This window comes from Arenibacter hampyeongensis, from assembly GCF_002909255.1.
Classification (GTDB): Bacteria; Bacteroidota; Bacteroidia; order Flavobacteriales; family Flavobacteriaceae; genus Arenibacter; species Arenibacter hampyeongensis.
The window spans coordinates 487,698-512,954 of record NZ_PIOB01000004.1; the positions used below are offsets into that span (position 1 = coordinate 487,698).

At 37.1% G+C, this 25,257-nt stretch carries 26 protein-coding genes; 14 read left to right on the plus strand and 12 right to left on the minus strand.

The genetic code is table 11. The features are described 5' to 3' along the window. From CWD91_RS12950 to CWD91_RS12960, 3 genes are read right to left on the minus strand one after another with little or no spacing between them, the layout of a single operon-like run. Positions 1-1,401 carry a bifunctional UDP-3-O-[3-hydroxymyristoyl] N-acetylglucosamine deacetylase/3-hydroxyacyl-ACP dehydratase gene (locus CWD91_RS12950; RefSeq protein WP_103441362.1) on the minus strand — a complete coding sequence of 467 codons (1,401 nt, stop codon included), beginning with the start codon at positions 1,399-1,401 and terminating at the stop codon, positions 1-3. 2 nt (positions 1,402-1,403) lie between these two features. Beyond that, a complete protein-coding gene (gene lpxD / locus CWD91_RS12955) occupies positions 1,404-2,420 on the minus strand; it encodes a UDP-3-O-(3-hydroxymyristoyl)glucosamine N-acyltransferase (protein WP_103441363.1) in 1,017 nt (338 codons plus the stop codon). A 23-nt stretch (positions 2,421-2,443) separates the two neighbouring features. Continuing rightward, the gene (locus CWD91_RS12960; RefSeq protein ID WP_103441364.1) at positions 2,444-3,673 is read right to left on the minus strand and encodes an HD domain-containing protein; all 1,230 of its coding nucleotides are present in this window, start codon (positions 3,671-3,673) and stop codon (positions 2,444-2,446) included. Between the two features lie 38 nt (positions 3,674-3,711). Here CWD91_RS12960 and porX point away from each other — a divergent pair, with 38 nt between their 5' ends. From porX to CWD91_RS12990, 6 genes are all read left to right on the plus strand, one after another. Next, complete coding sequence (gene porX, locus CWD91_RS12965; RefSeq protein ID WP_103441365.1) at positions 3,712-5,256, plus strand: T9SS response regulator signal transducer PorX; 1,545 nt, start codon at positions 3,712-3,714, stop codon at positions 5,254-5,256. Between the two features lie 84 nt (positions 5,257-5,340). Then, entirely contained in the window at positions 5,341-5,751 is a 411-nt protein-coding gene (gene tsaE, locus CWD91_RS12970) for a tRNA (adenosine(37)-N6)-threonylcarbamoyltransferase complex ATPase subunit type 1 TsaE (protein WP_103441366.1), read from the plus strand. Positions 5,752-5,987: 236 nt separating this feature from the next. Next, positions 5,988-6,176, plus strand: a complete 189-nt coding sequence (locus CWD91_RS12975) for a hypothetical protein (RefSeq protein ID WP_103441367.1) — start codon at positions 5,988-5,990, stop codon at positions 6,174-6,176. 92 nt (positions 6,177-6,268) lie between these two features. Beyond that, positions 6,269-6,826 carry a hypothetical protein gene (locus tag CWD91_RS12980; protein WP_103441368.1) on the plus strand — a complete coding sequence of 186 codons (558 nt, stop codon included), beginning with the start codon at positions 6,269-6,271 and terminating at the stop codon, positions 6,824-6,826. A 57-nt stretch (positions 6,827-6,883) separates the two neighbouring features. Next, positions 6,884-8,083, plus strand: coding sequence for an alanine dehydrogenase (locus CWD91_RS12985; protein WP_103441369.1), 1,200 nt, complete (start codon positions 6,884-6,886; stop codon positions 8,081-8,083). A gap of 3 nt (positions 8,084-8,086) precedes the next feature. Further along, a complete protein-coding gene (locus tag CWD91_RS12990) occupies positions 8,087-8,467 on the plus strand; it encodes a hypothetical protein (protein ID WP_103441370.1) in 381 nt (126 codons plus the stop codon). On the opposite strand, the gene CWD91_RS12995 is transcribed toward CWD91_RS12990, so the two are convergent. After that, positions 8,464-9,630, minus strand: a complete 1,167-nt coding sequence (locus CWD91_RS12995; protein ID WP_103441371.1) for a proline dehydrogenase family protein — start codon at positions 9,628-9,630, stop codon at positions 8,464-8,466. The two genes, CWD91_RS12990 and CWD91_RS12995, sit on opposite strands and share 4 nt — an antisense overlap. 92 nt (positions 9,631-9,722) lie before the next feature. On the opposite strand from CWD91_RS12995, the gene aroB reads away from it, so the two are divergent. Both aroB and CWD91_RS13005 read left to right on the plus strand, forming a co-directional pair. Then, entirely contained in the window at positions 9,723-10,784 is a 1,062-nt protein-coding gene (gene aroB, locus CWD91_RS13000; RefSeq protein ID WP_103441372.1) for a 3-dehydroquinate synthase, read from the plus strand. Between the two features lie 120 nt (positions 10,785-10,904). Next, positions 10,905-11,231: a hypothetical protein gene (locus tag CWD91_RS13005; RefSeq protein ID WP_239985767.1), complete on the plus strand. Its 327-nt coding sequence runs from the start codon at positions 10,905-10,907 to the stop codon at positions 11,229-11,231. Here CWD91_RS13005 and CWD91_RS13010 read toward each other — a convergent pair. The 3 genes from CWD91_RS13010 to CWD91_RS13020 all read right to left on the minus strand — a co-directional run bounded on the left by CWD91_RS13010 (position 11,228) and on the right by CWD91_RS13020 (position 13,565). Then, positions 11,228-11,749 (minus strand): DinB family protein, encoded by a 522-nt coding sequence (locus tag CWD91_RS13010; RefSeq protein ID WP_103441373.1) that lies wholly within the window; start codon positions 11,747-11,749, stop codon positions 11,228-11,230. The genes CWD91_RS13005 and CWD91_RS13010 overlap by 4 nt on opposite strands. Positions 11,750-11,872: 123 nt before the next feature. Beyond that, positions 11,873-12,352 (minus strand): Lrp/AsnC family transcriptional regulator, encoded by a 480-nt coding sequence (locus CWD91_RS13015; protein ID WP_031444145.1) that lies wholly within the window; start codon positions 12,350-12,352, stop codon positions 11,873-11,875. A 112-nt stretch (positions 12,353-12,464) separates the two neighbouring features. Further along, positions 12,465-13,565 (minus strand): M14 family metallopeptidase, encoded by a 1,101-nt coding sequence (locus CWD91_RS13020; protein WP_103441374.1) that lies wholly within the window; start codon positions 13,563-13,565, stop codon positions 12,465-12,467. Positions 13,566-13,922: 357 nt separating this feature from the next. On the opposite strand from CWD91_RS13020, the gene CWD91_RS13025 reads away from it, so the two are divergent. The 3 genes from CWD91_RS13025 to CWD91_RS13035 are packed head-to-tail and all read left to right on the plus strand — an operon-like array spanning position 13,923 to position 15,483. Continuing rightward, positions 13,923-14,240: a helix-turn-helix domain-containing protein gene (locus tag CWD91_RS13025; protein WP_103441452.1), complete on the plus strand. Its 318-nt coding sequence runs from the start codon at positions 13,923-13,925 to the stop codon at positions 14,238-14,240. 56 nt (positions 14,241-14,296) lie between these two features. Next, positions 14,297-14,677: a DNA topoisomerase IV gene (locus tag CWD91_RS13030; protein ID WP_192877665.1), complete on the plus strand. Its 381-nt coding sequence runs from the start codon at positions 14,297-14,299 to the stop codon at positions 14,675-14,677. A 2-nt stretch (positions 14,678-14,679) separates the two neighbouring features. Further along, the gene (locus CWD91_RS13035) at positions 14,680-15,483 is read left to right on the plus strand and encodes a TerC family protein (RefSeq protein WP_103441375.1); all 804 of its coding nucleotides are present in this window, start codon (positions 14,680-14,682) and stop codon (positions 15,481-15,483) included. Positions 15,484-15,659: 176 nt separating this feature from the next. Here CWD91_RS13035 and CWD91_RS13040 read toward each other — a convergent pair whose 3' ends face one another. From CWD91_RS13040 to CWD91_RS13065, 5 genes are all read right to left on the minus strand, one after another. Further along, positions 15,660-16,607 carry a hypothetical protein gene (locus CWD91_RS13040; RefSeq protein ID WP_103441376.1) on the minus strand — a complete coding sequence of 316 codons (948 nt, stop codon included), beginning with the start codon at positions 16,605-16,607 and terminating at the stop codon, positions 15,660-15,662. A 557-nt stretch (positions 16,608-17,164) separates the two neighbouring features. Next, positions 17,165-17,545: an iron chaperone gene (locus CWD91_RS13050; protein ID WP_103441378.1), complete on the minus strand. Its 381-nt coding sequence runs from the start codon at positions 17,543-17,545 to the stop codon at positions 17,165-17,167. Positions 17,546-17,664: 119 nt separating this feature from the next. Then, positions 17,665-18,093: a VOC family protein gene (locus CWD91_RS13055; RefSeq protein WP_103441454.1), complete on the minus strand. Its 429-nt coding sequence runs from the start codon at positions 18,091-18,093 to the stop codon at positions 17,665-17,667. Between the two features lie 32 nt (positions 18,094-18,125). Next, positions 18,126-18,557 carry an SRPBCC family protein gene (locus CWD91_RS13060; protein WP_103441379.1) on the minus strand — a complete coding sequence of 144 codons (432 nt, stop codon included), beginning with the start codon at positions 18,555-18,557 and terminating at the stop codon, positions 18,126-18,128. A gap of 98 nt (positions 18,558-18,655) precedes the next feature. Next, the gene (locus CWD91_RS13065) at positions 18,656-19,012 is read right to left on the minus strand and encodes a VOC family protein (RefSeq protein WP_103441380.1); all 357 of its coding nucleotides are present in this window, start codon (positions 19,010-19,012) and stop codon (positions 18,656-18,658) included. A gap of 524 nt (positions 19,013-19,536) precedes the next feature. On the opposite strand from CWD91_RS13065, the gene CWD91_RS13070 reads away from it, so the two are divergent. From CWD91_RS13070 to CWD91_RS13080, 3 genes are all read left to right on the plus strand, one after another. Beyond that, positions 19,537-20,241, plus strand: a complete 705-nt coding sequence (locus CWD91_RS13070; protein ID WP_103441381.1) for a LytR/AlgR family response regulator transcription factor — start codon at positions 19,537-19,539, stop codon at positions 20,239-20,241. Between the two features lie 159 nt (positions 20,242-20,400). Beyond that, positions 20,401-20,838: a hypothetical protein gene (locus tag CWD91_RS13075; protein ID WP_239985768.1), complete on the plus strand. Its 438-nt coding sequence runs from the start codon at positions 20,401-20,403 to the stop codon at positions 20,836-20,838. 71 nt (positions 20,839-20,909) lie between these two features. Further along, positions 20,910-25,247: a CusA/CzcA family heavy metal efflux RND transporter gene (locus CWD91_RS13080; RefSeq protein WP_103441382.1), complete on the plus strand. Its 4,338-nt coding sequence runs from the start codon at positions 20,910-20,912 to the stop codon at positions 25,245-25,247. Positions 25,248-25,257 lie beyond the last annotated feature (10 nt).

Sequence of the window (25,257 nt, forward strand, 5' to 3'; positions counted from 1 at the left end):
TTATTTCTTTTTAACAATTTGAGCCATCATTTCTGCTTCGCATACCAATTTGCTATTGGCATAGGCATAGGCCTGCATGTGACATATACCCCTTCTTATTGGGGTTATTAAACTACAATGGAATATTAGGGTATCACCGGGAAGCACTTTTTGCTTAAACTTTACGTTGTCTATTTTCATGAAAAGTGTTAGATAATTTTCGGGATCCGGAACGGTACTCAGCACCAATATTCCACCAGTTTGCGCCATAGCTTCCACCTGAAGTACGCCGGGCATTACTGGAGCTCCCGGAAAATGGCCAACAAAAAATGGCTCGTTCATGGTCACATTCTTCATTCCCACCACGTGTTGGTCAGACAGCTCCAATATTCTATCTAACAGTAAGAATGGAGGTCGGTGTGGCAGCATGTCCATGATTTGATGAATATCCATCAAAGGGGGCTTGTTCAAATCATATTGTGGAACGTGATTTCTCTTTTCCATTTTAATGATTTTGGACAGTTTTTTGGCGAATTGCGTATTAACAAAATGTCCTGGTTTATTGGCAATAACTTTTCCCCTTATCCTTGTTCCGGTCAGGGCAAGATCTCCAATAACATCCAATAACTTGTGTCTGGCCGCCTCGTTGGGCTGATGCAGCGTTAAGTTATCCAATATACCATTGGGTTTTACCGATAATTTCTTCTTATTGAAGGCCTTCTCCAACTTTTTCATGGTAGAGGCCGAAATTTCCTTGTCTACATAAACGATAGCGTTGTTTAGGTCACCACCTTTAATTAAGCCGTTTTCCAGTAGCATTTCCAATTCATGCAAAAAACTGAAAGTTCTGGCATCCGCTATTTCCGATTTAAAATCGCTTAAATTCTCCAAAGTGGCATTTTGTGTACCCAACACTTTGGTTCCAAAATCGACCATGGTAGTTATCTGGTAGGTATCGGATGGGATTATGGTAATTTCACTACCAGTTTCCTCATCTCTATAGGAGATAACATCCTTAACTATAAACTCATCGCGAAGTGCATTCTGCTCAACGATTCCTGCCTGTTCCAGAGCTTCTACAAAATATTTGGAGGAGCCGTCCATTATTGGAGGTTCAGGAGCATTCAGTTCTATTAGAACATTATCTATTTCCAAGCCTACCAAAGCGGCAAGAACATGCTCGGAAGTTTGAATCTTTACACCACGTTTTTCCAAGTTGGTTCCACGTTGGGTGTTAACCACATAATTGGCATCTGCTTCTATTATGGGTTCACCTTCCAAGTCTATTCGCTTAAAGGCATAACCAAAATTTTCAGGGGCGGGAACAAATTTCAATGTTACATTTTCCCCCGTATGCAAACCAACACCCTTAAGTGTTATTTCCTTTGCAATTGTCCGTTGTTTTGTAGTTGTATTACTCACCGTCAATCCTTTTTTTCAATGTGTTCTAATCTATTAATTATCTTGGGTAGATTTTTAAAATGTACATAAGATTTATTGTAATCGCCATAATTTAAGGCAGGGGAACCTTGCAATATCTCATCATCCTTAACATTTCTTCCAATACCGGATTGCGCCTGTATTTTTACCCGATCACCTATTACTATGTGTCCAACAATACCTACTTGACCTCCAATTTTACAGTATTTTCCAATTTTTGTAGATCCTGCAATCCCTGTCTGGGCAGCAATGACCGTATGCTCCCCAATTTCCACATTGTGGGCAATTTGAATTTGATTGTCCAATTTTACCCCTCTTCTTAATATCGTAGAACCTAAGGTAGCCCTGTCAATTGTGGTGCCTGCCCCTATATCAACATTGTCCTCTACAATTACATTACCTGTTTGGGGTATAGTTATGTATTCACCATTTTCGGTGGGCGCAAATCCAAAGCCATCAGCTCCCAATACAACGCCACTGTGGACAACACAATTGTTGCCAATTCTGGTTTCTGAATAAATTTTGGCCCCTGCAAAGATTACTACACCGTTGCCAATAGTAACATTATCACCTATATAAACATTGGGATAGATTTTAACATTATCCCCGATCTTTACATTATTGCCCAAATAGGAGAAGGCGCCTAAATAAAAGTCCTTACCGAAGCTGGCCGATTCAGATTTAAAAACAGGTTCTTCAATCCCTACTTTATTATTTTTGACCTGATTGTAATATTCCAATAATTTTGAAAATGATTTATAGGCATCGTCTACCTTGATCAAGGTGGTCTCTAAATGATGGTCTGGCACAAAGTCCCTGTTTACAATGGTTATAGACGCTTTTGTAGTATAAATGTACGAAGTGTATTTTGGGTTGGCCAGAAAAGTGAGTGCTCCTTTTTCACCCTCCTCGATCTTCGATAATTTGTGAACAGCAATTTCAGGATTTCCCTCCACGTCTCCTTCTAAAATACCCGCGATTTGGCTTGCTGTAAATATCATGTGGACAAAAGTAAGAAAAATAGTTAAACGGAAACTTTCGGATAGCACATATAATATTTGGTAACGGTCTTTGAAAGCGTTTTTAAATATTGTTGGTCGGAAGCCTTGGCGACATCCGCAATTCTACCGTTTCCGTGGAGGATATTTATATTTTGACTTTTAGAGTTATAGGCTTGGTTTTGTATCTCTCCAGAAAATACAAAATATGCCGTTTCTTCATCTGATAATTGATGTTGATTTTTGAAATTTAAAAAGTGTTTCTTCAACTTTGCCTCATTAATAGGCTTATTCTTTAGTTTTACGTGTAATAACCTGCGTTCAATGATCATCCTACATAGTCTGGACAGGACAAAATCAGTATGATTCTGCCAATTTTTAATGGCAGCCAAAATATCTACATCGTCCAATTGGGCAAATAAATCCAGCTTATCCTGGGAAAAACCTTCTTTTGGCACCTTGTTTTCCATAAAAAACTTTAAGGCTCCATTGAAGTCTATTGTTTCACCCGCAGCCAATAATTCTTTGGCCCTTTGTAGTATTTTTATCAATAGTTGTTCCGCCACTAAACCAGTTTTGTGCAAATAAACTTGCCAATACATAAAGCGTCTGGCCATCAAGAATTTTTCCACCGAGTATATTCCCTTCTCTTCTATCACCAATTCCCCGTTAAGGACGTTCAGCATAGTGAGAAGTCTTTCGGAATTTATATTCCCTTCAGCGACACCGGTATAGAAACTATCCCTTTTTAAATAGTCCATCCTGTCCATGTCCAACTGACTGGAAACTAGTTGGTTTAGAAATTTTTTAGGGTATTGACCCTTAAAAATGGAAATGGCAGTGGTTAATTTCCCATTGTATTTTTTGTTTAAGGCCTCCATGAACAATAAAGATATGTGCTCATGATTTACCCCCTCAACAATGCTGTGTTCCATGGCATGGGAAAACGGACCGTGGCCAATATCGTGTAATAATATGGCACATAATAGTCCATCCTCTTCTTCTTTTGTAATTTCGATGGACTTAAACCGCAATACCTGAATAGCTTGTTGCATTAAGTACATGCTTCCCAACGCGTGATGAAAACGCGTATGGTGGGCACCAGGATATACCAGATAGGACAAGCCCATTTGGGAGATTCTCCTCAACCGCTGGAAATAGGGTTCCTCAATTAGATTAAAGATTAGTGCATTGGGTATTCCGATAAATCCGTAAATTGGATCATTGAAAATTTTAAGCTTATTTGATTTTATCAAAACCAGAATTCTTTTACGCAGGCAAATATAAGGACTAAATGAACAAGATAACAATACTTTGGGTAGATGATGAAATAGATTTATTAAAACCGCACATCCTGTTTTTGGAGGGCAAAAATTATAAGGTTATTACATGTTTAAGCGGTAGGGAGGCATTGGAAGAATTAAAGGAAATACATGTGGATATTGTTTTTTTGGATGAAAATATGCCCGGTATTTCCGGTTTGGAAACATTGAACGAAATAAAGGTGATCAATAATTCGCTCCCTGTGGTAATGATTACCAAAAGTGAGGAAGAGTTGATTATGGAGGAGGCCATCGGTTCCAAAATAGCCGATTATTTAATAAAGCCTGTTAACCCAAATCAAATTTTATTATCCTTAAAAAAGAACCTGGACCATTCCCGCCTGGTTTCCGAAAAAACTACCGCAAACTATCAGCAGGAATTTAGGAAAATTGCCATGGAAGTTTCAATGGTCAATAATTATGAGGAATGGGCAGAACTGTATAAAAAGCTCATTTACTGGGAATTGCGATTGGAGGAAATAGAGGATTCCGGAATGTTCGAGATTTTAGAGTCCCAAAAAACCGAGGCGAACCAGCAGTTTGGGAAGTTTGTGGATAAAAATTATCCCGATTGGTTTAATGATAAGGATGGACCGGTAATGTCGCATACTCTCTTCGGACAATTAATTAAACCTGAATTGAAGGATAACAAAACATTATTGGTTGTTATAGATAATTTGAGATATGATCAATGGTTATCCTTTGAAGACACTTTAAATTCTTTTTATAGAAAGCGCAAAGAAGTCCCGTACTTTAGTATTTTGCCCACGGCAACCCAATATGCAAGGAATGCCATTTTCGCTGGACTTACCCCATTGGATATGGAGAAAAAATATCCCCAGTGGTGGAGAAATGACACGGAGGAAGGAGGCAAAAATCTTTTTGAAGCAGAATTTTTAAAGGCGCAGCTGAAAAGATTAGGATTGGATTTAAAGTGGGAATACCATAAAATAAGTAGTCTTAAGCAAGGGAAGCAACTTTCCCAAAATTTTAGATCTCAGAAAGATAATGACTTAACGGTTATAGTTTACAACTTTGTGGATATGCTGTCGCATTCCAAAACAGAAATGGAAGTAGTCAAGGAATTGGCAGCCAATGATAAGGCTTACCGTTCTTTGGCGCAGAGTTGGTTTAAAAATTCACCATTATTGGAAATAATTCAGCAGGCACAAGGTTTGGGATTAAAATTGATCATTACTACAGACCATGGTACCATAAATGTTAAACAACCTTCCAAGGTTATCGGGGATAAGGAAACGAGCCTTAACCTGCGCTATAAAACGGGAAGGAGCCTTACCTATGAGCAGAAGGATGTAATGGAAGCAAAAGATCCAAAAAAAATATTCTTGCCCAATATAAATGTTAGCAGCTCCTATATTTTTGCAAAAAATGATTTGTTTTTTGCCTATCCCAATAACTATAACCATTATGTTGGTTATTACCGGAACACCTATCAACATGGAGGGGTATCCATGGAAGAAATGATCATTCCCTTTGTGGTATTGGAGCCACGGTGATAAAATTTGTAATGGCATAAATTAAATATGAATTTTATTAAGTCGGGAATAGGATTTAACTTGCGCTTATTTTAAATTTTTTAGATGATTATTCCCTACACTATTTCACAAATACCGGATGTGGCCAAGCAGTTGATTGCCAATGTTCCTTCCAGGACACTTTGCTTTTATGGAGAGATGGGCGCAGGTAAAACCACCCTAATAAAAGCTTTGGTAAAGGAATTGCAAGGTAGTGGTCCAGCCAGCAGTCCTACTTTTGGTATCGTAAATGAGTATCAAAGAATAAATGGGGATCTCCTAGGTTATCATTTCGATTTTTACCGCCTGGAAGATGAGACGGAAGCATGGGACCTGGGGTTGGAAGACTACCTAAGTACCGATACCTGGATTTTTATGGAATGGCCCGAAAAAATAAAAGGAATTCTTCCAGATTCGAGAACCGATATTAAAATTGATATTTTGGATGAAAAAACCAGGCGACTTACCATCTTATAGTACATGTTGATAGCGCCCTATGGGTTGAAAAATGATCACTATTGAAACCTGAATTCCATCAAATTTTTTAATCCTCCTGAGCATTTGGTCGAGCTTATAAAAAGCTGAATAATCGATGAAGTGTTTATTTATTCTGTTAAAATGTTGTATTTGATCGATGTAATGCATACTGTGTGGTTTTTTTTTATATTTTTGTTTTAAGTTAAACCCTTTATCGAACTTTAATCTTAAAAACCATGAACATTAAAAAAATTTCCCTAGGCCTTGCAATGGCAGCATTCGTTTCATTAGTTGGTATTTCTTGTACTCCGAACAACACGGCTGAAGAAGATTCACTTTATGAACAGAATATTGACAAATTAAAAATAAAAGTACCGGCCAACGGCATTGATAAACTTAAGATTAGGGTGCCTAAAAACGGTTAAAATATAATTTTAAATTTAGAAGGGTTTCTATATACTAGAAGCCCTTTTTTTTTGTTATAATATTAGTAAAACAATTACCCCCCATAATAAACATGTTTAAACTATTTCAAAATCTCGACCAAAGCGCGAAGAAAAAGAAATCGAGAAGTATTCTAATTGGTAGTTTAGTAGCAGTTATTATTGCGTTGACCCCGTTAATATTTTATTCCTATAAATTTTTCCCTTCAGGAAGTACATTGGATCTCTATTTTTTTATTTATGAAAGTCAATACCAATTAAGTATTACTACGACTATGTGGTTGTTTATGGCCAAGTTTGTGCCACTAATACTATTGATCCTATGGTTTTTTACATGTAAACATTGGTGGTATCACGTTTTATTGATTCCTATATCCATGTTTACTTTTCAAATAGTCTCATTAATTTATGAGGATCGGTTTATAGATGAAGTAGAAATATATTGGTTACTTCCCATAATGACAGTTGTTATACCCTTTGTTTACTTAATTCGTTTAAAGCTATTTGACAAGCATGTTCTTGGTATTGATTTGGAGGCTATGGACCGGGAATTGAAAGCTTATAAGGAAAAAGAGATTAAGCAAAAGGAGGGTCTACAAAAAGAAGAAATAGCAAAAGAAAAAATATTGTAATTTTGACTTTGGGTAGTTTCGATACGTATCGGAATATATCAGACAGATTTACAGCCTATGAGTCAACATTCCTCACCGTTTAGTAAGCAGCAATTACTGCCTCAAGAAGAAACTTTAGAAATCCTAAAACAAAAAGGAGAACTTTTTATAGGTATCCCAAGAGAAAATCAATATCAGGAAAAACGTATCTGTCTTACCCCAGACGCGGTAAATGCAATAACAGCAAATGGACACAGGATATTAATTGAATCCGGTGCTGGTGATGGTGCCAATTATTCGGATTTGGAGTATAGTAAGGCCGGAGCGGAAATTACCAGGGATACCAAGAAAGTTTTTGCCTGCCCTATAATATTGAAGGTAGAGCCCCCCACCATACAGGAGGTTCTGATGATAAATCCACAATCCACTATAATATCTGCACTGCAGATCAAAATCCAAAGTAAGAAGTATTTTGAAGAATTGGCTAAAAAGAGAATTACAGCTATTGCCTTTGAATATATTAGGGACGACGATGGTAAATATCCTGCTGTACGGTCGTTGAGTGAAATTGCAGGAATTTCTTCTGTATTGATCGCCTCTGAGATTATGGCGGCCACGAATAAGGGTAATGGCCTTATGTTCGGAAATATTAGTGGGGTTCCACCTGTGGAGGTTGTTATTATAGGCGCTGGAACCGTTGGAGAGTTTGCAGCAAGATCGGCAATTGGCCTTGGTGCCAATGTAAAGGTTTTTGATAATTCCATTACCAAATTGAGGAGTATCCAGACCAATTTGAGACAAACTGTTTACACGTCCACCATTCAGCCCAAAAATTTATTGAAAGCGTTAAAACGTTGTGATGTGGCCATTGGGGCGACAAGGGGCAAAGATCGTTCTCCCGTTGTGGTATCGAATACCATGGTAGAGCAAATGAAGAAAGGTGCAGTAATTATCGATGTTAGCATTGACATGGGCGGATGTTTTGAATCCAGTGAGATTACAACCCATGATAAACCCATAAAGATTAAAAATGGAGTACTGCACTATGGGGTACCCAATATTCCTTCAAGATATCCAAAAACAGCCTCTATTTCCATAAGCAATATTTTTACCCCTTATTTATTAAAAATAGGTGAAGATGGGGGATTTGAAAATGCATTGCGGTTTGATAAGGGCCTCCGAAACGGACTTTATCTATATCATGGTATTTTGACCAATAAATCGGTTGGGGAGTGGTTCGACCTTTCCTACAGCGATATTAATTTTCTTATTTTTTAATTTATGGCATTTTTAAAGCGTTTGGGCTTTTTTCTTTTTGGATTATCTATTGGCTTGGTTTTTTTGACTATTTTTTTGAAGAAAAAATCTGAGGAAACCGGAACTGAATTCTGCTATTTTCCCAATTGTAGGACACTCAAGGATATTAGGTCCAAACAAATTTCCTATGCCGATGGTATAAACGAACTTTTGGTAAATAAAGAATTGGACAGTACTGATATTAACCATTTTTTATATAATGGAGATGTTGATTTCGGCAAGAGCGAAACTAAGACCAATCCCTGCAAAACTTATTATATTGAGGGGACTGTGAAAGATAAAGCAGCCATCTTGAAAGTGAAAAATTGTTTGGAGAAGGCGATTATAGAGAGTATATCCTATTAGATATTTCTTCTCTTTCTTTCTTTTTTCAATAGGGTAAGCTCTCTATTGGTCTGGCCGGCCACTGAAGTATTCTCCTCAGCTCTCCTTATTAAATAGGGCATAACGTCTCTAACCGGTCCAAATGGCAAGTATTTGGCCACATTATAGGCTTCCTTTGCCAAGTTAAATGATATGTGGTCACTCATACCATAAAGTTGCCCAAACCATATACGAGCATCATTGTGCTTAATGTTTTTAGCCTCCATTTGTTCCATTAAGCGGTAGCTGCTCAATTCGTTATGTGTGCCTGCAAAAAGTGATATGGTGTCCAAATTATCTACCATATAGGAAACAACATTATCAAAATTTTCGTCTGTAGCTTTTTTGGACGGACAAATTGGTGATGGGTAGCCCTTATCCTCGGCCCTATCGTTTTCTTTTTCCATATAGGCCCCGCGCACCACTTTCAGCCCAATAAAATAATTGTTGTCTACAGCATCTTTATGGAGTCTTTTTAAATAATCCAATCGATCCCATCTGTAAGTTTGAATGGTATTAAATACAATGGCTTTGCTTTTGTTGTATTTCCTCATCATTTCTTCAACCAAATCATCCGCTGCCCCCTGCATCCAACTTTCTTCGGCATCGATCAAAATAGACACATCTAAATCATGCGCTTTTTTACAGACTTGCTCATATCTATTTACTACCCTTTGCCATTCGTCCTTTTCATTATTGGTTAGATTTTCACCTTCAGTAATCTTCTGGTAAAGTTTAAAGCGTCCAAATCCGGATGGTTTAAATACAATGAAGGGAATTGCAGGATTTTCCTTGACAAAATCCAAAGTTTTCAGGGCCTTTTCATAGCAGGAGTCCAATTGGTTCTCTACCTCTTGCCCTTCCACGGAATAATCCAATATTGTACTTACTCCTTTTGCGAACATTTTGTCGGCTACCACCATACATTCTTCCTCGTTGACCCCTCCACAGAAATGATCAAAAACGCTGGCCCTAATAAGTTTTTCTACAGGTAAATGGGCTTTTATTGCAAAGTTGGTCACGGCGGTACCAATCTTGACCAGGGGTTCATTTGCAATTAATTTGAATAAAAAATAGGCCCTTTCCAATTCTGAGTCGGTCTTAAGTGCAAATGCTGTTGCAGTATCCTCAAAAATTTCCTTCATTTATATGAATTTATTAAGGATTCAAATATAAGTACAGATTTTATATTCTTATCATATAAAATAGTGTTTATTTTGCCATAAATTGATCAATAATGAATTCTATAACTACACCTACCTACGCTGTACATTTTAATGAAAAGGCTTATGAGGCCCTGAACAGTCATTTGGCCAAATCCAATTATTCCAAAATCTTTGTTTTGGTAGATGAAAATACCCACAATTGCTGTCTGCCTATTTTTATGTCTGAAATTGAAGGTGATTACGATTTTGAAATTATTGAAATAGAAGAAGGTGAGATTAATAAAAACATAGCTACATGTACTCAGGTTTGGGAAGTTTTGTCCGAATTGGATGCGGACCGAAAAAGCGCTATGATCAACCTTGGAGGTGGAGTGGTTACAGACCTTGGAGGCTTTGTGGCATCCTGTTTTAAAAGAGGTATAGATTTTATTAACGTACCCACTACCCTCTTGTCCATGGTAGATGCCTCCGTTGGAGGAAAAACCGGTATTGACCTGGGTCCCTTAAAGAATCAGGTCGGGGTTATTAACCAACCACAAATTGTGGTGGTGGATACTGCCTATTTAAATACTTTGGACCAACGGCAGTTGAACAGTGGCTATGCGGAAATGCTTAAACATGGTCTAATTAGTAATGCTAGTTATTGGGAAACCTTAAAAGGTAATACCAGTTTTGAGAATTTGGATGAGCACATCCTAACTTCGGTGTCCATTAAAAATGAAGTAGTCCAGCAAGACCCAACTGAGCAGCACCTAAGAAAAATATTGAACTATGGACATACTCTAGGTCATGCGGTTGAATCCTATTTTTTGGAAAGTGAAGGACATGAACTTCTTTTACATGGTGAGGCTATTGCCATCGGAATGATTTTGGAGGGATATCTTTCATTTAAATTAACCGGCCTTAGCAAAAATGAATTGGAAGATATTAAGGCTACCTTTCTGGGGAGATACAAAAAAATATCCTTTGAACAGAATGATATCGATAACATCTTGACCTTATTGAAATTTGATAAGAAAAATTCACATGGCAATATTAACTTTGTGTTGTTGAAAAGCATTGGTGAACCGGCAATAGACATAAAAGTGACCCCTGAATTATTGATACAAGCATTTGCATACTACGCAGAATAAACGTTACATGTACTAAAAATACCATTTTCACAACTCTTTAACAGATTGATTCTCAATTTTCTATAGATTAGGTTATATAAATAATCCTCCTGATTTTAATCAGGGTAAAAAAACCAAACTATGTTACGGAAACTTGTAGATTACAAAAAACTAAGCCATGAAGTGGCTTCTAGTTTAATAGAGATGTATCCAGATGGGTATGGTGACGAGGATATTATAATGTTTAAAAATATCCATGGAGAAATCATAGAAGCAGTGGAAGTAAAAACCCAGAACTGCATTTATTTGGTTAAAATAAGTAAAAGTCTGGCCAATTTTATTTCCAATTTCGAGGATAATATGGAAAAGGAACTGGAGGATCAATCAGAGTCGATCGAATTTGTTTCTCCCTCAGGTGAACCTGAAATGGAGTTTAACCAAGAGGAGGAAGAATCACAACTGGACTAAGGCTGTAGATATCTATTGGCAATTATCTGTTGATGGTGCTTTTGGTGTCCGCAGATTACAAATCCCAAGGTAGCAACGGTCCACTCAATATTGCTGGCGACGCCAATTCGATTAAGGTCTTCATTGTCCAAATTGAGAAACAGGATTATGGACGATTCCCGTACCGCTTTAAATTCGGCAATTAAACTTTCTTTACTCCTAGTATTTGCATTGGAATACTTAACAAAATGATCTTGGTCAAAACCAGGCAATGGTGTATTATCTCCTCGCAAAAAGCGTAGAGCCCTATATTGAAACACACGCTCCGCATCAATAATATGCAATATTACCTCTGCAATGGTCCATTTACCAATGGTATATGAACTATTCATTTTTTCATCAGGAATGTTTTCAAGAAACTGAATGAAATTAGTTTTTCCCAATGCCAGTAGGTCCTTTAATTCACTTTCGTCCAATACGGCAAGATAAGTCCCATAAAACTGGCTATAGGCTTCCTTTGGTAAGCTAGATTTTCTCATCTGTATATTTTTATTTGGTTAAAGGTCCATACTTTCTTCCGTTTTATTGATCCCGTGTAAAAACAAAAAATCCCAAACAAAAATTGCTTGGGATTTTTAACATTTTTTGTCTTTAATGATCAATTACATTTCATTGAAGATCGTATGCATTAGACGTTTTTTGTCATTTATGCTTTCTTCTAAAGATATCATCGTCTCTGTCCTGTCAATCCCATCAATATCATCTATTTTAAAAATGATGTTTTTGGCGTGATTGGTATCCTTGGCGCGAATTTTACAGAAGATATTAAATTTTCCTGTAGTAATATGTGCCACGGTAACATTTGGTATCTGATTTAATCTTTCCAACACAAACTTGGTCTGATGAGTTTTTTCCAAGAATATACCTACATAAGCAATAAAGGCATACCCAAGTTTAACATAATCCAATGTAAGTGACGACCCTTTGATAATGCCAGCTTCTTCCATTTTCTTCACTCGAACATGAACTGTCCCTGCAGAAATTAAAAGCTTTTTTGCTATATCGGTAAAAGGTGTTCTGGTATTGTCGATTAACATATCCAGAATTTGGTGGTCTATTTCGTCTAATTTTACTTTACCCATTAGTGTTTAATTTAAATGCAAAAATAAAAAAATATCGAATTAAATGTAATGAATCTATCATTTTTTTATGAAAACTGTAACTTTTTTGCATTTTTTAAAAAAATATTCCAATTTAACCCAATAGATTGACCAAGTCGGGATTATTTTTTAATTCATTTAAGTCTTCGGAATTCAGGCAATTATATGTTTTATGACCGAATTTGTCGTGTAAATCCCCAATTTTTTCCAATTTCAATTTGAATTCAATTTTATTACCTACCAGTGTTTCCACAAATAATATACCAGCGCTACTACCTTTATTATAATTGGAATTAAGAATTTGGACATTTTGAATCAGGATGTCATAATATAATTTGTTGTTGTCCGGGATATCAAAGTAAGAGTCCAATTTGAATTGGTCAATTGTTCTATTGGAGATTACTTCGATAGCCTTGAGCATAGCGATGAAAATATATTTCCTTGTATGTTCCCGTTCATAGTCATTGGAAAAATGACCTGATTCAAATAATATGGTAGGGATATTCAGCATTTGAAAAGTATCTCCGACACAATTACTGTTAAATCCATCATCGTATCTACCAACCTGACCAGGAATATATTTTTGTAATTCCTCGTTCATGGCAACAATTATCTGCATACTAATTCCCCTGGTTTTGGAAATACTTCTTTCAGGGTCATGAGCTGGGGCCAAAAAAGAAACAGTAGCAGGTTTGGGATTGGTTCCTACGTTGAAAATAGTGCGTTGATCATGTAAATTAAAGCAATAATCAGGTTGAAATTCTTCGTATATTTTTTTCAATACAACGCTCTCCGGCTGGGTCCTTTCCTGTGCATCCCTGTTCAAATCAACACCATTGGCGTTGACCCTGGTATAGGCCATGGCGCCATCAGGATTCAATATTGGTACAATTTTTAAAGTACAATTCTCAAGAATCGACTTCGATCGGTTTGAATTCAATTTTAGGAAGTTCATTAAATCCACAACTGCCTTAGTGGTGGTAGATTCGTTACCGTGCATTTGGGACCACATTAAAATTTTAAGGGCACCATCACCAATTGTAATGCTTTTAATGTCCCGACCTTCTACCGATGTCCCTTCGATTTGGATCTTAAAATCCTCGGTGGTTGAGTTAATAAAGGGGTCAATGTGCTTATGTGTAATGTACCTTCCTGTGACCGATACCTCTTTTATTTCATCATAATTTAATTGCATGCGTATTACTCTGGTTTGGTTTTAACATTGCAAAGGTAAGTTCAAAATAATTTACAGATGTAAACTATATTATTTAAATATGTAAATAACATTTTGTCATTGTGCTTTGGTTTATTGCCTTAAAATTGAACCTCTCGTTATTTAATATAGATTTATTATAGTTAATATATTAGTATTTATGAATCAAATAGATATATAATATTATTTAAAGTTTTAAATTAATAATAATTGTTGCATGGTCATGTTATTAATTCGAGAATTTAATTTGGATTGATTACTTTTGTTGTATAAATAGTTACAACTGTGAACACTTCGGAGTTTATAAAGAGGATAGATCAAATTCTAAAATTCCATGACATGTCTGCATCGGTTTTTGCGGATACAATTGGTGTTCAGCGTTCGGGTATTTCCCACCTTTTGGCGGGTAGAAACAAGCCCAGTTTGGAATTTGTGCTAAAGGTTGTTTCTTCCTTTCCAGAAGTTGATCTGTACTGGTTGATATATGGTGAAGGCGTATTTCCCAAGAAAGCCAAAACAACACCTTCTTCCAATCCCGCAGTGGGCAGGGTTATCAAGAGGGAGTCCTCGGACGATCCAAATTCCAAGCATAGGACTATAGATAAAATTGTAATTTTTTATTCCGATGGCAGCTTTAAGGCCTATTCTGAGAACTGAATTTGAATTATTAATTTTTTGGGTAATTTCAACTTCAAATTGCTTTATTTTGCGGCATGATTAAAAACATGACCATCGGCTTGGCCATCCTCTTATTTGGAGTGTGTTCCTGTTATCGGCCAGAGAGAAATTGCACTGATTTTAAAAACGGAAAATTCACCTTTACCGCGGAAATCTCCGGTGAAAATCTTACCACAACCTTCGTTAGGAACGATTCTATTGAATTGGACTATTTTCAGGGAAAGGTAGATACCGCCTCGGTCAGGTGGATAAATGATTGCGAGTATATAGTTAAAAAGCTTCATCCCAAGAGCATGGCCGAGGAAAAATCTATTCATATGAAGATATTGTCCACTACCGATAATTCTTATACTTTTGAATATAAGGTGGTCGGTAGTAATAAAAAATCCACAGGAACCGCAATTAAAATAGAGTAACTATGTTTGAAATCTTATCGACTCCGGATGCTTGGGTGGCATTGCTTACGTTAACATTTTTAGAGATTGTCCTGGGGATAGATAATATTATTTTCATCTCCATTATCGCTAATAAACTCCCCAAAAAATTACAAGCCAAAGCAACTAATTTAGGCCTGCTTTTGGCGATGGTGCAAAGGATATTATTGCTGTTCGCTGTTTCTTTCCTAATTGGCCTTAAAAATCCATTTTTCTATGTTGAAGCCTCTTGGGTATATTTGGGTGTAAGTGGACAAGCTTTGATATTGTTTTTTGGAGGACTTTTTCTGCTGTATAAGAGCACCTCGGAAATTCATGAAAAAATTGAAATGCCAGACCACGATGAAAGTCAGGTCAAAGCCAAGGGGATAACAAGCTTTTCAAACGCAATTGTTCAGATTATTCTAATCGACTTTATCTTTTCCATAGATTCCATACTTACTGCCGTTGGTATGACCAACGGCATAGGCAATAAGCCTGGAGATGCGTTGTTGCTTATGATCATTGCTGTAGTTATTTCTATAGTAATCATGATGGTATTTGCTAATCCAATACGGTTGTTTATTAGTAAACACCCATCTATGCAGGTATTGGCGCTTTCTTTTTTGATTCTTATCGGGTTTATGCTTATTATGGAAGCTGCGCATCTAAGTCATGCAAAATTCTTTGGTAATGAAGTTGGTGCTATTCCCAAAGGGTATCTTTATTTTGCCATTGCATTTTCACTGTTCGTGGAATTTTTGAACATAAGGATGAACAGGAATAAACCTTTGGTCCCAAAGGAATAGAAGGTCATAAGATTAATAGGCAAATAAATTTATAAAGTACAACAGGCATGGCACAACTTAAATATAACTACCTTAAAAACATTGTTTTAATGTATTCTTATTAAAGCTATAGTTTAAAATATTAGCTTAATTCTTTATTGTCCTGAGCAGAGCATTTAAGGTCTAGTATAGGAAGGTTAAGACTTATCTTCTTTTGAAGTTTCTTTTGGGTAGTATTTTATTTTTCTAGTTTTATAGGTGTTGTCCGGGGTAATGATCTGTTTGATCCAATTACCTGATTCATGGCTATCATATTGATAGATATACTCTTGGGTATTTACAGATTTACCATTTATGGTTTTCAAGGAGGTTAGCATTCCCTGAGGGTTATAGCCGTAATTTGCACTCTCCGTAGGGATAAAGGTTTTTTGATCCAAGTTGTAGTTAAACTTTTTTTCGGACACCAATTTATTGTTGCTATTATAAGTTTGTTCCAATGCTCTCTGAGGTTGTCCGTCCAAAAATTCCTTGGTTAAGATTAATTTTTGAACCAGGTTGTCTTTCCCCTTTACTTTTGAAGTTCGAATTGATTTGAAAATAATATCGTTCAAGTAATAAGTCTCGGTAAATTCTCCCTTGTAAAATTCGTATTTTACAGCGGTTTCATCAATGCCGCTATCATTGGTACGTTTTATGGTAGATAGTTTTCCATCCTCACCATAGACGTACTCATATTGATCTAAAAATTCTTTATTATATGATATTATTTTTTCGGTTATCTTTTTGCCTTCGGTAGTGTCCAGTTCATAGATATTGGCAATGGAAGTGTTCTTTACGAAAACTCCATCCCTATAGTTCTCCACTCGTTTTTCCAATAACTCGCCCCCATCCAGTTTGTAAAGTGTTATGTCATAATCTGTATCGCTATAACGGGTAACCGCCTTTGTCAAGAATCCTGCTTCGTTGAAGTCGTACTCTTCCTTTCCGTAATCGGTAGCTACCAAACAAGATTTTACCGGACCGTTCAGATCAAAATCTTGAACTGTAAAAATCTTTATTTCTTGGGCGTGCAAACTTGCTGGAGAAATAAATGCCAGAACAATATAAAAGTAAAAAAGAATAATGGGTAGGTAGTTTTTCTTCATATGTCAAAATTAGTCTTTAAACGGGCATAATAAAAACAAAAACCAAACATTGCGCAAGTATAGAATTGTTATCGGGGTTATTCTTTCAAAAATTAAATGTAATTCCGATAGAAGCATACTATCTGAAATCTGCTATTTCCTGGTCCAGGATTAGCATGGTTGCAGTTGATGCAATGGCGAGACCTTCCTTAGTATGTATTCCCTTTGTATGGCAGACTGGCCAAATTGGACAATATCTTTTGGGTCAAACCTTGTCATATTAAAAAAAAACATAGGCTTTTTATAGCTGTAGGCAAGGCCTTCCGAGGTTACGAGCCCGTTCCTCCTCTTTCAGGTGTTGCGCGGCTACAACTGCGGAGAAAGTCGGTAAAACAATTATTGGCAGCTTATGGAACAAGGTTCAACCTGATAATTTATAAATTCAATAAAAAGGTATCAATAAACTCCTAAGGTGCGATTTTTTGAATCCACTGTATGGGTCTATGGTGACTACTTGAGTTTGTTGGAAGACTGTTTTGTTTCTTTGATCAGTATTTGGCGGGCAGTCTGTTGCGTTCTTATTTATTTTGTGCTTTTGTCTGGTTTTCCTTCATCCTAAATTTTACAATTTTAGCAATTAAGGGTAGCGGTAAGGGTTTGTCTAAAGGGAATTGAACCGAGCCCTTTCCTTGTTTAAACGACGCCAAATCTTTTTCAAATTCTTTGTGGCCTGTAGGTGTGGCATAGAACCCGATATGATTTTTATACGCTGCAAAATACACTAAAATTCCATGGTATTTGTAAGCGGGCATCTTGTAGCTGATTAATTCTTCTGCCTCGGGAGCAGCTATTTTGATAGTGTTCCTAAGTTCTTCCAAAACCACTCTAACCTCTGGCGGGCAATTGGCGATATATGTTGTTACATCATACGTTGTGCTATTGGATTTTATGTCTGTCATAAAACTTTTTTTTAAAAAACATGTAAAATTAAAATTGTAGTATTAATCTAGTTATTAATTTGTTAATGATATTGAGTTAATTAAAAACTTTAATATTGGTATATTGCTTTTAATCGGGTTCAATTCGGATGCTTTTCATTGAAACTGATCATCCAGCGAATCCCAAACTTATCAATGAAACTGCCAAAATAATCGCCCCAAAACATGTCGGCCATTTCCATCTCAATATTACCTTCCTTGGAAAGACCATTGAAAAGACGATCTGCTTCCTTTCTACTTTCCGTAGTTAACATAATATAGGTTTGGCTACCCGGTTGTAATACGTGCCCGGCGGAAGGCATTATATCCGAAGCCATTAAAAGTGTGTCTTTACCAATTGGAAGCGCAATGTGCATGGTACGTTTTTTGTCTTCCTTGGAGAGATCGTTGCCTCCTGGGGCTTCCGACATTTTCATATTGGCCAAAAATTCGCCCCCGAAAACGGATTTATAGAATACAAATGCTTCTTCGGCCTTACCATCAAAATTCAAATAAGGATGTACTTTCATGATTTTGGAATTTATTAATTGCTTTGTTATTGTCATGGACCTTCTGCAAGTTCTTTTACTTTTGCCAATGCCCTAGGCCAAGTTTCGGAAAAATATTCTAGATAGTCGTCGGTAATATCCATCTCCACAAGTAAGTTTGTTTTTCCATCCATTGTGGTAAGGGTGTAATTTTCCAGGGCACCTTGCCATTCAGGTTTACTTTTGTCTTCCACCCCATTGGTAACATAACCCAAGTGTTCAATAGACATGAAGGAATAAGGCTTATTGGCAGCAATGCGGGAAACCATCCCATTGTTTTCGGAATTGAGGAAAAGTGCAGTACTTCCCTCCTTCCAATCTGTTTCTACGCGTGAACCTTCACTAAAAATTGATGTCCATTTAGAATAGGTCCTGTTGCTCCATAATATTTCCCAGACCTTATGGCACGGGGCTTGGATAATTACACTAAATTTCTCTTTTTTCATTGTTCAACATAATTGAAGGTTCACTGGATTATGGTTTTGACATAGACGTATTCTTAGCATCCATATGCAACATACATCAGCTGTGGCCATCCAAGTCTTCAAAAACCACAGGCGTACATCCATGCTTCGGACTCACCTGGTTCCGCATAAATTTTCCCTCCGGCCTTCCGAACCAGACTAGCCATCTTACCAACCTCCGTCCTACTCTGTGCGTCTATGTTCAACAGTACTTCCGTGCCTTTTAGGGTACTGGATATATCATTTCCAGTAAAGCCCTTAAACACAGTTTCAGGGAAAAGCATCATTACAAATTTGTTTTCACCAATTAAAAAACTTCCTAAATGGGTAGCTTCAGAATGAACTGGATTGGGTGTAAATTCAATACTTTTGAAAAATATTTTCGGTTTCTCCAAGTCCCTTACGGGAAGATTTAACCAAAATTGATTTATTTTCATTTCTGGATATTTAAATAATTATGGTAAGATTTTCTATATTTTTTTAATGCCCGATTATAAAGATAATCCAAAATCATCACAACCAAAAGGCCGCTTACCTCATTATTTTGGGTTGAATAAGTAATTCATTTTATTTTTTCATTCAATGGGATAAAAAAAAACGGTATTAGTCCCAAAAACCGGCGAAGCGTTTCCCTCACTGGGTTTAGGTTCATGGTTAGTAGGGTGATGCCTTTGGAATTCTTGTGTCATATCGCATTCAAGCTAATAAAAAGACTTAGTAAGACAATGGGTTTTAAATTTTTAATCCAGATTTGAAGTATGTATAATTTATAATCATTTAGGTTTATTTTTATTATAACATGCTGTATATTTGTTCCTTATAAAATGCCAAACACTAACCATGGGCATTAAAGTTATTGTTTGTCTTGTTTCCATAGAGGAGCAGGTGAATATTGGCTGATCCTTGTTATTTGACACGGGTCAACTTTAATGGTATATGGTTGTTTATTTAAATTCTGACCATGAAAAACACTAAGTTAAAATGCATTTTAATAGACGACTCCACGGTACAAAGACGTGCAGTTGCCAAAATTATAAAAGAACATTCCAAACTTGAACTTATAAATGAATATGACAATGGTTTGGATGCCAAAAATGACATTGGCAGCAATACCTTAGATTTAATTTTTCTAGATATTGAAATGCCCGGGTTGAACGGTTTCGATTTGCTGGAATCTCTTGAGCACAAACCGCAGGTAATCCTTATTTCCGGAAACCCCAATTATGCTATGAAGGCTTTCGACTACGATGTAACAGACTATCTGCAGAAACCTGTGGACAAGAACCGGTTTGATCTTTCAATTAAAAAAGCAATCAATAAATTTGACCTTCAAAATGCCGAGGAGATCGAGCTGGAGTATATTTATGTCAATAGTAATCTTAAGAAGACTAAATTATTTTTGAATGAGATATTATGGATCGAGGCTTATGGTGATTATGTGAAAATTATCACCAATGAGAAAAAAACATTGATTCTCTCTACCATGAAGGCATTTGCCAAACAGTTGCCCAAGGATAAATTTCTTAGGATTCATAAATCATACACCGTAAATCTCGAAAAAATTGAAAATTTCAATGGTTCCACTGTGGAAATAAATGGACAGGTTATTCCTTTAAGTAGGCATAAAAAGGAAGCATTGATCGAAGCCTTGGTGGTAATAGAATAACAATTATAAGGCGTAGGCCTATTACGGCTGAATATTAAAGATAGTATCAAGAATTCTATTTTTTGGGTGTACTGTGTTTAAGGTAAGCAAGCACATGGATTATAACTGTTTTATATATTTTTCCTCCAGACCCTTTGGCAAAGCTCAGGGATGTAAAACATGATAAAAAGAAAAATTCTTTTTATCTTTACAAGAGAGATGAGCAAATTATTTTCCATAACACTTTCGCTTTTACTTTTAATCCAAAGTCTTAACTTGGATATGGTTGACGTTGCCCAGTTGGACGATTTTTTGACCCACGCCCAATTTCATAAACAGAAATACGGGGATAATTTATTGGTTTTTATTTCCAAACATTATGGAGAACTTAAAAAACAACACGATTTAGAGCATAGGGAAGAACACCAGGATCACGAAAATTTACCTTTCGATCATCAAACCTGTACTCATTTTACCTCTGCCTTCGTGCTTAACGTTGTGGATTTTGGGGTACCTAAATCTCCACAGGTGGCCGATACCGCTTCCAACTTCTTTTATCAAGAGTCATACTACCCAATACAGAATTCAGACATCTTCCAGCCTCCCAAGGCCGCATAATTCATTACTGATACAAATCATTATTTAACAAGCTGTTTTGCCATAGCTTGCAATCTTTTTATCTATGAATTATGTTATCCAATATTATACAATTCAGTATAAAGAATAAATTAGTTGTTCTTTTATTTACAATAGCCATTATAGGTTTTGGACTATTTTCCTTAACCCAAATACCTATTGGGGCGGTACCGGACGTTACCAATAATCAGGTTCAGGTAATTACCACTTCGCAAAATTTGTCTACTCAGGATATGGAGCAATTTATAACCTATCCCGTAGAACTTGAAATGGCTAATTTGCCAGGTGTAGTGGAAATTCGTTCGGTATCAAAATTTGGTCTGTCCGTAGTTACCATAGTCTTTGAGGATAAAATGGGGACTTATTTACCAAGACAGTTAATTGCCGAAAAATTAATATCCGCTTCCGAAAAAATCCCGGAAGGATTCGGCACTCCTAAAATGGGACCAATTACAACGGGTCTAGGTGAAATTTATCAATATATTCTAGATACAAAACCGGGATATAAGGATAAATACTCTGCTATGGACCTGCGTACCATTCAGGATTGGGTGGTTAAGAGACAACTTTCAGGAATCCCGGGTGTGGTGGAGGTGAATACTTGGGGAGGCTATTTAAAGCAATATGAGGTGGCCATAAATACTCAAAAGTTGCATGCCATGAATATTTCCACAGCCGATATTTTTACTGCTTTGGAAAAGAACAACAGCGTTTCTGGCGGAGGTTATATCGAAAAAGTAAATCAGGCATACTTTATTCGGGGCGAAGGACTGGTTACTTCACTTCAGGATATTGAAAACATCGTGGTTAAAACAACAAACAACCTTCCCATATATATTAAGGACGTGGCCAAGGTAGGCTTTGGCAGTGCAACCCGTTTTGGGGCCATAACGGGGAATGGCGAAGGAGAAAAAGTTCTTGGGCAAGTAATGATGCTCAAGGATGCCAATTCCAAAAAAGTTATAGAGGCCGTTCATGAACGCATAGATGCCATTTCCAAGACCTTGCCCGAAGGTGTTTTTATCAATGGATTCCTGGAACGCAGCGAACTCATAGCCAAAACAACCTTTACCGTTGCGGAGAACTTAATTTTAGGCTGTTTAATCGTCATTTTTGTGGTGGTTTTACTGCTTGGAAATCTTCGTTCGGGTCTGGTAGTGGCTTCTGTTATTCCACTTTGTTTATTATTTGCCCTATCATTAATGTATATTTTCGGAGTAGATGCCAACCTCATGAGTCTAGGGGCAATCGACTTTGGTATTATTATCGATGGAGCCGTTATAATAGTGGAGTATATTGCTTTTCAGATAACTGCTAAAAGTGCCCCTTTGCAACTGCTGGGGCCGAAAGAACAACAAGTTCTGAAAGATGAAATTACTTTCAATGGAGCTTCCAAAATGATGAACTCGGCCATCTTTGGTCAGTTGATTATCCTAATAGTTTTTATTCCAATTTTATCATTAAGTGGTGTAGAGGGTAAAATGTTTAAGCCTATGGCACTTACTTTTAGTTTTGCGTTGGTCGGGGCCATGATTTTGTGTTTCACCTATGTTCCGGTGGCAGCGTCCCTTTTTATAAAACCATCTACCTTATCCCCAAAGAATATTTCGGTACGTCTAATGGATTTTCTTAGTAGATCCTATGATCCTATTATTCGATGGGCGTTAAAAAAGAAAAAATTGACTTTGGCTATTGCCGTCATGCTATTGGGTAGCTCAATTTATTTATTCACCACTATGGGAGGTGAATTTGTGCCTACCTTGGATGAGGGGGATTTTGTGATACAACCTGTTTTGAAAACGGGTACATCTTTGAGCCAGACTGTGGAAATTACAACTAGGATAGAAAAGATTCTTTTGGATAATTTTCCAGAAGTTAAACAGGTGGTTACTAGGATAGGTGCTGCTGAAGTGCCCACGGATCCCATGTCTATGGAGGAGAGTGATGTTATCATCATCTTAAAATCCAAAAAAGAATGGGTTTCGGCAGAAAGCAAGGATGAACTTGCAGATAAATTTAAGGAAGCCTTGTCCATAATCCCTGGAATGGAGGTGGAATTTACCCAGCCTATAGAAATGCGCTTTAATGAACTTATTACTGGGGTCCGTGCGGATATCGCAATTAAAGTTTTCGGTGACGACCTGGCAATCCTTAATACAAAAGGAAATGAAATAAGAAACTTGGTCAAGAATGTAGATGGTGCCGCCGATATAACGGTTGAGAAAATTGCAGGCCTTCCACAAATGAACGTAAAATTTGATAGGGCAAAGATAGCAAGGTATGGTCTAAACATTTCCGACTTGAACGGTCTTATTTCCATGGGGTTTGCAGGGACCAACTTGGGGAGTGTATTTGAAGGGGAAAAGCGATTTGACCTAACCCTAAGGTTGGACCAAAATAGCAGACAGGACATTTCAAATTTAAAGAACTTGTACGTGGATACTCCTTCGGCCGGGAAAATTCCCTTGGGGGAGTTGGCCCAAATTTCCTATACCACTGGGGCAGCAAAAATATCTAGGGATGATACCAAACGCAGGATTGTAGTGGGGATTAATGTGAGGAATAGAGATCTTCAATCGGTTGTGGATGATGTTCAAAAGCTCATAGAAAAAAATATAAAGTTACCTACCGGGTATACCATTACCTATGGGGGGCAGTTTGAAAATCTACAAAGTGCCAAGGATCGATTAAAAATTGCAGTTCCAGTGGCGTTGATCCTTATTTTAATTATGCTCTATTTTGCATTTAATTCGATAAGGGAGGCGCTAATTATATACTCAGCAATCCCGCTAGCAGCCGTAGGCGGGATACTTCTTCTGTTTGTTCGGGACATGCCATTTAGTATCTCTGCAGGAGTTGGCTTTATAGCCCTTTTTGGTATTGCCGTCCTAAACGGGATTGTTTTGATAGAACATTTTAAAGAACTAAAACATCAGGGAATGGAAGATTCAGATGAATTAATTATACAAGGCTCCAAGGATAGGTTGAGAGCGGTATTGCTTACGGCATCCGCTGCAGCACTTGGATTCCTGCCAATGGCTATTTCCACCAATGTTGGTGCAGAGGTACAAAGACCCCTTGCTACCGTGGTTATCGGAGGCCTTATTACCGCTACCATATTAACATTGGTAGTACTGCCCATCCTCTACTCTATATTTCATTCAAAAAATAAGCCAGAGGAGGTAAAATCCAAAAGCAGTTCAAAGATACTGGGTTTGGTTATCCTGTTTACTATGTGTGCCACTTCGGTTCAGGCACAGGAAGAAGGACTTAGTTTTGACGAATTACGCATTATGGCCCTAAAGGGTAATTCAGGACTAAAAGCGTCAAAATTAAAAGTGGATGAATCCAAGGTGTTGATCGGGAGTGCATTTAATTTTGATAAGACAGAGATCTATTATCATTACGATCAAAATAATATAGCTTTTAACGATAAGCCTTTGGAGGTATTCGGAGTACAGCAGAATTTTCTTTTTCCCACTGTATATTTTGCTGGTAAGGGTGTTAATAAGGCCAATTACCGTATAGAAAACAGCAACTATGAGCTAAAGAAGCAAATTCTGGAACAGGAATTGGCATCCAATTACCATGAGCTGCAATATGCAAGGCAAAAAGAAAAAACCTATAGTGAATTGAATGTGTTGTATGAGCGGTTTTCCTACTCGGCACAACGGAGGTTTGAGCTGGGCGAAAGTAATTATTTGGAAAAAATAACGGCCCAGGCCAAACAAAGAGAGCTTCAGACACTTTATAAGAAAGCCCTTGAAGATGTCAACCTGGCCTATCATCAACTAATTAAGACAGTGCAGCCAGATTCTACAATATCGGTTAAAACCGTGCCTATGGAAAAACTGCGATTAATCGATGTCAATATTGAGGAAAATGTTGGTATTTCATTTTTCGAAAACAGAAGAAAAATGTTCGATGCCAAAAGTAATCTTGAGCAACAGCATTTATTGCCAGATTTGAACTTCAATTATTTCCAGGGCACCAATTCCACTTTGGGTGAAAACCTTCAAGGTTTTCAATTGGGGATTAAAATTCCTTTATTTTTTAGTGGAAATGCTTCTAAAATAAAGGCGGCCAAAATAGCCAAGGATATTTCCCAGGCCGAAGCACAGGATTATCGGATACAACTTAGGGCCAAATACGAATCGCTTATGGGCCTGCTGAAAAAGTATCAAGAGGTGTTGGCTTATTATGAAACCGAAGGTCAGAGTCTAGCCGACGAAATTATAAAAACGGCGACACTAAGTTATCAGAGTGGGGAAATAGACTTTTTCCAATATATCCAAAGTATGGAAAACGGCTATAATATTACCCTAACCTATTTGGAGAATCTAAATGCCTATAATCAAACGGTCATTGCAATAAATTTCATAAACCTATAAAATAAAAACT

Excerpts from the sequence above, each read along its gene's own strand:
- lpxD (WP_103441363.1), bottom strand. The coding sequence starts at position 2,420 with ATGATATTTACAGCAAGCCAAATCGCGGGTATTTTAGAAGGAGACGTG.
- porX (WP_103441365.1), top strand. The coding sequence starts at position 3,712 with ATGAACAAGATAACAATACTTTGGGTAGATGATGAAATAGATTTATTA.
- tsaE (WP_103441366.1), top strand. The coding sequence starts at position 5,341 with ATGATTATTCCCTACACTATTTCACAAATACCGGATGTGGCCAAGCAG.
- CWD91_RS12975 (WP_103441367.1), top strand. The coding sequence starts at position 5,988 with ATGAACATTAAAAAAATTTCCCTAGGCCTTGCAATGGCAGCATTCGTT.
- CWD91_RS12980 (WP_103441368.1), top strand. The coding sequence starts at position 6,269 with ATGTTTAAACTATTTCAAAATCTCGACCAAAGCGCGAAGAAAAAGAAA.
- CWD91_RS12985 (WP_103441369.1), top strand. The coding sequence starts at position 6,884 with ATGAGTCAACATTCCTCACCGTTTAGTAAGCAGCAATTACTGCCTCAA.
- CWD91_RS12990 (WP_103441370.1), top strand. The coding sequence starts at position 8,087 with ATGGCATTTTTAAAGCGTTTGGGCTTTTTTCTTTTTGGATTATCTATT.
- CWD91_RS12995 (WP_103441371.1), bottom strand. The coding sequence starts at position 9,630 with ATGAAGGAAATTTTTGAGGATACTGCAACAGCATTTGCACTTAAGACC.
- aroB (WP_103441372.1), top strand. The coding sequence starts at position 9,723 with ATGAATTCTATAACTACACCTACCTACGCTGTACATTTTAATGAAAAG.
- CWD91_RS13005 (WP_239985767.1), top strand. The coding sequence starts at position 10,905 with ATGTTACGGAAACTTGTAGATTACAAAAAACTAAGCCATGAAGTGGCT.
- CWD91_RS13010 (WP_103441373.1), bottom strand. The coding sequence starts at position 11,749 with ATGAGAAAATCTAGCTTACCAAAGGAAGCCTATAGCCAGTTTTATGGG.
- CWD91_RS13015 (WP_031444145.1), bottom strand. The coding sequence starts at position 12,352 with ATGGGTAAAGTAAAATTAGACGAAATAGACCACCAAATTCTGGATATG.
- CWD91_RS13020 (WP_103441374.1), bottom strand. The coding sequence starts at position 13,565 with ATGCAATTAAATTATGATGAAATAAAAGAGGTATCGGTCACAGGAAGG.
- CWD91_RS13025 (WP_103441452.1), top strand. The coding sequence starts at position 13,923 with ATGTCTGCATCGGTTTTTGCGGATACAATTGGTGTTCAGCGTTCGGGT.
- CWD91_RS13030 (WP_192877665.1), top strand. The coding sequence starts at position 14,297 with ATGATTAAAAACATGACCATCGGCTTGGCCATCCTCTTATTTGGAGTG.
- CWD91_RS13035 (WP_103441375.1), top strand. The coding sequence starts at position 14,680 with ATGTTTGAAATCTTATCGACTCCGGATGCTTGGGTGGCATTGCTTACG.
- CWD91_RS13040 (WP_103441376.1), bottom strand. The coding sequence starts at position 16,607 with ATGAAGAAAAACTACCTACCCATTATTCTTTTTTACTTTTATATTGTT.
- CWD91_RS13050 (WP_103441378.1), bottom strand. The coding sequence starts at position 17,545 with ATGACAGACATAAAATCCAATAGCACAACGTATGATGTAACAACATAT.
- CWD91_RS13055 (WP_103441454.1), bottom strand. The coding sequence starts at position 18,093 with ATGAAAGTACATCCTTATTTGAATTTTGATGGTAAGGCCGAAGAAGCA.
- CWD91_RS13060 (WP_103441379.1), bottom strand. The coding sequence starts at position 18,557 with ATGAAAAAAGAGAAATTTAGTGTAATTATCCAAGCCCCGTGCCATAAG.
- CWD91_RS13065 (WP_103441380.1), bottom strand. The coding sequence starts at position 19,012 with ATGAAAATAAATCAATTTTGGTTAAATCTTCCCGTAAGGGACTTGGAG.
- CWD91_RS13070 (WP_103441381.1), top strand. The coding sequence starts at position 19,537 with ATGAAAAACACTAAGTTAAAATGCATTTTAATAGACGACTCCACGGTA.
- CWD91_RS13075 (WP_239985768.1), top strand. The coding sequence starts at position 20,401 with ATGATAAAAAGAAAAATTCTTTTTATCTTTACAAGAGAGATGAGCAAA.
- CWD91_RS13080 (WP_103441382.1), top strand. The coding sequence starts at position 20,910 with ATGTTATCCAATATTATACAATTCAGTATAAAGAATAAATTAGTTGTT.